Source organism: Marinobacter lutaoensis, from assembly GCF_001981305.1.
In the GTDB taxonomy this organism is placed as follows: Bacteria; Pseudomonadota; Gammaproteobacteria; order Pseudomonadales; family Oleiphilaceae; genus Marinobacter; species Marinobacter lutaoensis.
Genome location: NZ_MSCW01000010.1, coordinates 72,957 through 80,187, shown reverse-complemented (window position 1 = coordinate 80,187; position 7,231 = coordinate 72,957). Strand labels below are relative to the sequence as shown.

5 protein-coding genes are annotated in these 7,231 nt (G+C 61.5%); 2 read left to right on the top strand and 3 right to left on the bottom strand.

Features of this window, described 5'->3' with window-relative positions; translation table 11 throughout:
* The first annotated feature begins 307 nt into the window (after positions 1 to 307).
* Both BTO32_RS16005 and BTO32_RS16000 read left to right on the top strand, forming a co-directional pair.
* Complete coding sequence (locus BTO32_RS16005) at positions 308 to 814, top strand: DinB family protein (RefSeq protein WP_076725666.1); 507 nt, start codon at positions 308 to 310, stop codon at positions 812 to 814.
* An 82-nt stretch (positions 815 to 896) separates the two neighbouring features.
* Entirely contained in the window at positions 897 to 1,337 is a 441-nt protein-coding gene (locus BTO32_RS16000) for a PaaI family thioesterase (RefSeq protein ID WP_076725665.1), read from the top strand.
* Between the two features lie 16 nt (positions 1,338 to 1,353).
* Here BTO32_RS16000 and BTO32_RS15995 read toward each other — a convergent pair whose 3' ends face one another.
* Genes BTO32_RS15995 through BTO32_RS15985 form a run of 3 tightly spaced genes read right to left on the bottom strand, consistent with a single transcriptional unit; the run spans position 1,354 to position 7,198 of the window.
* A complete protein-coding gene (locus BTO32_RS15995; protein WP_076725664.1) occupies positions 1,354 to 2,043 on the bottom strand; it encodes a sensor histidine kinase in 690 nt (229 codons plus the stop codon).
* A complete protein-coding gene (locus BTO32_RS15990; protein WP_076725663.1) occupies positions 2,040 to 3,683 on the bottom strand; it encodes a tetratricopeptide repeat protein in 1,644 nt (547 codons plus the stop codon). The genes BTO32_RS15995 and BTO32_RS15990 overlap by 4 nt, the downstream gene beginning before the upstream one ends.
* Complete coding sequence (locus BTO32_RS15985; protein ID WP_076725662.1) at positions 3,680 to 7,198, bottom strand: hybrid sensor histidine kinase/response regulator; 3,519 nt, start codon at positions 7,196 to 7,198, stop codon at positions 3,680 to 3,682. The genes BTO32_RS15990 and BTO32_RS15985 overlap by 4 nt, the downstream gene beginning before the upstream one ends.
* Positions 7,199 to 7,231: the final 33 nt, after the last annotated feature.

Here is a 7,231-nt window from a genome sequence, read left to right as displayed (position 1 = left end):
CGCCGATGGTAGTGTGGCATGGCCCATGCGAGAGTAGGTCATCGTCAGGCTGCTAATCCCTAACCCCAGGATCGTCGATGCTGGGGTTTTTTATTGGCTGCAGTTTGTTCATTTGCCATGCCCATCTCCGCTCACGAGCGGTATCTGTACCTGTTGTTTCCGCACCGGCTGTATCTGTTCCCCCTCTCGAAAAGATCTAACCTGTTCTTACGCCCCGTTCCATACGTCAAATCCCATTTGCCTGATTTGAACGTTTGACGGGCAAGACGAGTGGCTTGATTGACAGCGCGTGTGGCAGGAGGGGGACATGACATTGGATATTGGCTGCTACGCCACCACGATGGCCCGTTACAACCGATGGATGAACGAGCGCCTTTACTCTGTGGCCGGAACGTTGACGGAGCAGCAGTTGCGTGAGGAACGAGGCCTGTTTTTCGGGTCGATCTACGGTACTCTGAACCATCTGCTGGTCTGTGACCGGATGTGGCTGGCGCGTTTTGCCGGTCAGCCTTCGCCGGTGACCAGCCTGACCGAGGAGCTGTGCCGCGACTTTACCCGGATGACTCGGGCCCGGGAGCAAACCGACCAGGATATCAGCGCATGGGCCCGTACTCTGGTGTTATCGCCACCGCCCGAATGGTTGCACTACGTCAGTCTGGCAGACCGTGCGGATAGACGGGTGAATTTTTCCCGGGCCATTGTCCATTTTTTTAATCACCAGACCCACCATCGTGGCCAGGTCACCGCGGCTCTTTCTCAGCAGGGGCTGGACTTCGGGGTCACGGACCTGATCTTCATGCCGGAGAACGAATGACCGTCGCCATTCCCGTCCCTATGGGCCATGCTTCAGCGCCAAGGGGAGAGGGGCACCCGTTTGAGTGAAAGGACATGACAAGATGACACCCCAAGATCCGGACTATGAGATCCGAACCCACGAGAGTTTTGGCCGTCAGGCGGTGATGCATACTCTGGGCGCGGCGTTGAGTATTCAGGAGCCGGGAGCGGTATCCATCCGTTTCCCCTTTGCCCCCCGCTACACCCAGCAAAACGGTTACGTCCATGCAGGTATCGTGGCCACCATCCTGGACAGTGCCTGTGGTTATGCGGCATACACCCTGATGCCGCCGGACGCGGATGTGTTGACCGTGGAATTCAAGGTCAACCTGTTGCGACCGGCCAAGGGCGATGTCTTTACCGCCAAGGCGACGGTGGTGAAAGCCGGCAGGACGATTTCCGTGGTGGAGGCGGCGCTGTACAGCCCTGAGTACGGCGAGCAGAAACCCGTGGCCACGATGACCGCGACGATCATGACCATGGGACCGTCGTCGCAGGGATGAACGCTCCAGGCCCGTGTTAGGGTAGCCAGATTTCAAACACCCCGCCCCCGAGACTGCCGCCATTGCGTAGCCGGATGAACCCCGTCCGGTCGCCTTCCGTATGGAGCTTGGCGACGGATGAGGCGAAGAAAAGCCCGAGACTGGTGCTGCCGCTTTTGAAATCCAGGGACTTGAAGCTCAGTGTGCCTGAGTGCTGCATGCTCTCGGGATAGCCCTGTCCGTCGTCCTCCACGCCAATAACCAGGTAACCGTCTTCCTCCCGGGCGGTCAGCCGGATCAGGGTCCGGGTGTAGCGAATGGCGTTGTTGATGGTGTTGTTGAGGACACCGGTGAGCAGATCCTCATCGAAGAAGCCGCTGATATCCTCCGATGCCACTTGATACTGGATCCCCAGGCCCTCAAGCAGCGGTGTGTGTCTGGCGAGGTGCTCGTTCAGGAAGTCCGGAACGAAGTGCTCGTCGATGTGGGCGGACAGGTTGTTCTCGCCCAGCCGGTAGATGCCAAGTAGCTGCACCAAGTCGTTGTGCATGCGTTCGGCTTCATAGTGCAGGGTATTGAAGCGCTTGGAGGTTCCCAGGCTGTCCTGATACTCCGTACGCAGCTCATCGAGTGAGTTGAGAAGCATGCCCAGGGAGTTTTTCATGTCATGGACCGCGGATGCGAGCACCATGGAAAAGTCGATGTTCTGCTTGTTCTCATCGCTCATGATGTCAGGCCTTCTATCTTCCTCAGGAGGGCTTTGTAGCGCCGGTGCTGGCGATGCTGCTCCGGCAGGTTGGCGAGCCGCTGCAGCAGGCGCTGGCACTCCTGCAGGTGCTCCCGCCGCTGCGGCTGGTGTTCGTACTCCTTGACCAGAACCTGCACCAAGTTGAGGTTCAGGGCCGCGTGGTCGGGGACGATGGCGAGGGCCTGTCGAAAGGCTTCCGCTGCCCCGGTCAGATCTCCGCTTTCAAACGCCTGGATGCCATCCCGGTTCAGGGCCCGGGCTTTCAGCTTCTGGCGGAAACCGACCGGTTCGTCCAGCAGGTTTTCGATCTTCTGCAGGATGGCCGGGTCGGAGGCAAAGCGCTCGGCAAGGTTGCCCAGTAATACCTTGGCCTCAGCGCCCTGGCCGAGCCGGAACAGGGTCCGGGCATATTCCAGCCCCATCTCCGGTTGCAGGTTGTCGGCCTCACCCAGGGCTGGCTTCAATTGTTCCAGAAGTTGGCTGGCTTCGTTCATGCGTCCCTGTCCGGCATGGACTCGGCAGCGGACCAGGTCGCCGCGGAGTTTGAGTTCCGGTTCCTCGGCGAACCGTTTTTCCATTCGGCCGAGGACTTCCAGGGCTTCGTCAGCCCGATCCGAGGCGGTGTCATTGTCGGGATCGTCACTGAGATCCGTCAGGGTCTGCGCCAGTGCCAGGTAGTGCCGGCTGCTGTCGTGGATCGAATAGGTGCCCAGTATCACTGTCTGCTTCCAGGCTTGGTAGGCGGTGTCCATATCCTGATTGGCTCCGGCCAGTTCTGCCAGGTGGCGCTGCCGGAGCAGGGCGTTGGGGGAGTGCCTGGCGGCCTGCTCCAGAACCTTCTGGGCCCGGGCGGGTTTGCCCTGCTTTTCCAGACCCTCCGCGAGCAGGTCGTAGGCTTCCATATAATCCGGGTGTTTTTCGATCAGCAGCTTGAGCCCCTCGACCGCCTCGTCGTACTGATGATTGGCAAGCAGCACCCGGCACCGCCCCAGACGTGCCCAGGAAATTTCCCGTTGCGCCAGCACGTCGTCATAGGTCTTGAGGGCGTGGGACAGGTCGCCCAGCTGAAAATAGAGATCGCCCAGGGTCTTCATCAGCCAAGTTTTGTACCTGGGCTGTTTGGGGAGCATTTGCAGGCACAATGTGATGGCTTCCGGCAGATTCTCCCGATCCAGCTCGCGGTAGATGGGTAGAAGCGCGCTGCGCTGCAGCAGCAGGGCCCCCAGGCGCTTTTCCAGCATGGCCCGGTTGATGGGCTTGGTCAGGTAGCTGTCGGGTTGGTATTCCCGGGCCCCCATAACCATTTCCTTGGAGGTTTCCGCCGTGACCATCAGGAACAGCGACGAACGTTTGAGCAGCTTCTTGTGACGCAGCTCTTCCAGGACATGCTGACCGTTCTTGCCCTCGCCCAGGTTGTAGTCACACAGCACGACATCCACATGGTTGTAGGTGCAGTACTGAATGGCCGGCGTGGCATGGGCGACCAGCTCAATCCGGTCGGCGCCGCAGCTACGCAGCATTTGCCGCATGGACAGCCGGAAGTTCTCGAAGTCGTCCACCACCAGGAAACTCAGTTTGGCGAACAGGTTGGTTCCGGCGGTTTGGCTTGAATCTGTCATGAGCGCATCTGTTTCAGGAGTTTATTGACAAGTGCCCGCAGCGCCGCGGGTTTGACCGGTTTGTAGAGTATCTGGTAGCTGCGGGCCAGCGCGTCTTCCCGGACCTCGGGGGCCATGTACCCGGTGATCAGTATGCCGGGAATGTCATGACAGATGGAGGCTCGCAGGCTGTCCATCGCGTCCAGTCCGTTCTTGTTCTCGTCCAGCTGGTAGTCTGCCAGCATGATGTCCGGTTGTCGGCCGTCCAGCTTCGCCAGGGCATCCTCAAGGCTTTCCGCAGCGGTAATCTCGCACTGCCAGTTGCTCAGCAGGGCGACCATGCCCTGGAGGATGGTGGGATCATTGTCGATGCACAGGACATGCAAACCAACCAAGTTGGAGACCCGGCGGGAGGCCGTTGTCGACGGTCGGTCCTGGCTCTGGCTGGCCTGTTCAGGCGGCGCGGTGGGGACTGTGACGCCAAAGACGCTGCCCCGGCCCTGGACCGAGTGGACGCTGACCGGGTGATTGAGCATACCGCTGATCCGGTCGACGATGGCCAGGCCCAGCCCCAGTCCTTTCTTGTCGCGGCCCTGCTGGAAGCGACGGAACTCCTCGAAGATCTGGGTCAGCTGGTCTTCCGGGATACCGGGGCCGGTGTCCCACACCTCGATGCGGATGAACCCCTTGAGGCGGCGACAGCCCAGCAAAATCTTGCCGTGGGGGGTGTAGCGGATGGCATTGGACAGGAAGTTTTGCACCACCCGGCGCAGCAGTTTGGCATCGGAACGGATCCAGGCGCTGCTGTGCACGACATGGAGCTCCAATCCCTGATCCTGCGCGATGGCGGAGAACTCCGTGGCCAGGTGCCGGAGCAGCTCGTTGACGGGGAACACGCCGATATCCGGCTCAAGGGCGCCGGCATCCAGCTTGGAAATGTCGAGCAGGGTGCTGATGATCTCCTCGGCGGCCCCCAGGGAGCTGTCGATGTGATTCACCAAGTCCTTCATTTCGCTGTCGGTGGCCTTGCCGGCGAGGGCGGAGGTGAACAGGCGCGCGGCGTTCAGCGGCTGCAGCAGGTCGTGACTGGCGGAGGCCAGGAAGCGGGTCTTGCTCTGGTTGGCCTGTTCGGCCACCGACTTGGCCTTGAGCATCTGTTCATTGATCACCTGGAGTTCCTGGGTCCGTTCCTTGACCCGTTGTTCCAGGTAGATGTTGGTTTCCTTCAGGGCCTGTTCGGTGCGGCGCATCGCAGTGATGTCCTGGAACGTGGTGACGTAACCTCCGCCGGGCATCGGGCTGCCGTCGATGCGCACCACGGTGCCGTCCGGTCGCTGTCGCTCATAGGACATGGGCTTGCCTTCGCGCATGCTGGCCAGCCGGTCGGCAATGATTTCGTCGATCCGTCGTGCCGACAGGTTGGCGTTGGTCAGGTTATAACGCATCAGGTCTTCCACCGGCCGGCCAACCCGGACAAATCCTTTGGGATAGTTGAACAGCTCCAGATACCGGTGGTTCCAGACCACCAGCTGCTGCTGGTGGTTGACCACCGACACGCCGATGCTGATGTTCTCGATGGCCGACTGCAGCAGTTCCCGGCTGAACGTCATCGCCTGAGAGGCCTCGTCGACGATGCTGACCACGTCCTCGATCTGCATGTCCCGGCCGGTGAGGGTGGACTCCATCACCACGCGGGCGGTGGAGGCGCCGATCACCGAGGCCAGCTGCCGCTCCACGTATTTCATCAGGTGGGTGGAGGCGGGCCGGTGCGGATGAAGGCGGATGGCGTTGCGGCGTTCGTAGTTGCGGAATACAGCTTCCGAGCGCTCCTCGCCCATGAAGCGGTCGGTCAGAGCCTGCAGGTCGGAGGTCAGGATCTCCCCCTGCCAGCTCTGGTGATGGGCGGTCTCCGGCTTGGGTTGGGGGTCATGGAAGAACGACGCAATCTGGATTTTCTCCCGAACCCGCTGCCGGGTAAGCATCGACAGGACGATGTAGGTGACGGTGTTGACGCCCAGGCTCCAGACAATGCCGTGGCTGGTCTGGTCCAGTTCCAAGCCGAACAGCGCCGTAGGCCGGGTCCAGGCGAGCCCCCAGATGCCCTCCCGGACCAGGCTGTCGGCCACCCAACCGGTGGTGGCCAGCGCGGGCAGCAGCAGGGTGTAACACCACATCAGGAACCCCAGACCCAGTCCCCACACCGCGCCGGTGTAGTTGCCCCGGCGCCAGACGATGCCCCCCACCAGGGCCGGCCCGAATTGCGCCGCGGCGGCGAAAGAAAGCAGGCCGAACGCGGTCAGGCTGTAGTCTTCGCCCGCCATGCGGTAGAAACCGTAGGCGGTGAGCAGGACCACAAAGATGGCCACCCGGCGGATGCTCAGCAGTAGGTAGCTGAGGTCATTGCGCCGGTTCATGCCCGGCCGGAAAAACTTCAACAGAGCCGGCATGATGATCTCGTTGCTGACCATGGTGGCGATGGCCACCGAGCAGACGATGACCATGGCGGCGGCGGAACCCCCGCCCAGGAACGCCAGGATCGCCAGCCACTCTTCACCGGCCAGGATGGGCAGCTGCAGGATCAGAATGTCCGGGTTGCTGTAGGGTGCCTCCGGCATCAGTAGGCCGGCCGCGGCGATGGGCAGCACGAATGCGCTGGCCACCACCAGATAGATCGGCATGGCCCAGCGGGCCACATCGAAGTCGCGGTGGTCGGTGTTCTCCACGACCATGACATGGAACTGGCGGGGCAGGCAGATAATGGCGAGCATGGCCACCAGGGTCTGGGTCAGGAAGGCGGGCATCTCCACGTGGTCGGTGGTCAGCACACCCAGCAGGTCCGCGTCCCGGGCCTGCCCAAGCAGGTCGCCAAAGCCGTTGAACATGCCGTAACCCACGAACAGGCCGACCGCCACAAAGGCGACCAGCTTGATCAGCGACTCGAAGGCAACGGCCTGAATCATGCCCCGGTGGTGTTCCGTGGACTCCAGATGCCGGGTCCCGAACAGCACGGTGAAGACCGCCAGGGCCAGGGTGATGTACCAGGCGGAATCGTTCCAGGCGGCGGAGCTCATGGTGCGATAGTCCTGCCCCGTGTCCGACAGGATGTTGAAGCCCATGGCGATGGCCTTGAGCTGCAGCGCGATGTAGGGAACGCTGCCGATCAGGGCGAAGGTGGCGATCATCGCCGCCAGCAGCTGCGATTTACCGTAGCGGGAAGCGATGAAGTCGGCGATCGAGGTGCTGTTGTTGCGCTTGCTGATGTAGATGATCCGGCGCAGCAGCGGTGTGCCGAAGACGAACACCAGTAATGGGCCGAGGTAAATGGGCAGAAACCCGAGCCCTTCCTGAGTGGCCCGTCCGACCGCTCCGTAAAAGGTCCAGGAGGTGAAGTAGACCGCCAGCGACAGGGCGTAGACGTGGGTACGCGCCAGCCTGCGGCGATACAGCCCCGGGTGCCGGTCGCCCGCCCAGGCAATGACGAACAGAACGGAAATGTAGGTGATGGAGATTAAAATCAGCAGCCAGGCGCTAATCATGGCGCGTTTTACTCACGATAGCCGTCAAAGGTC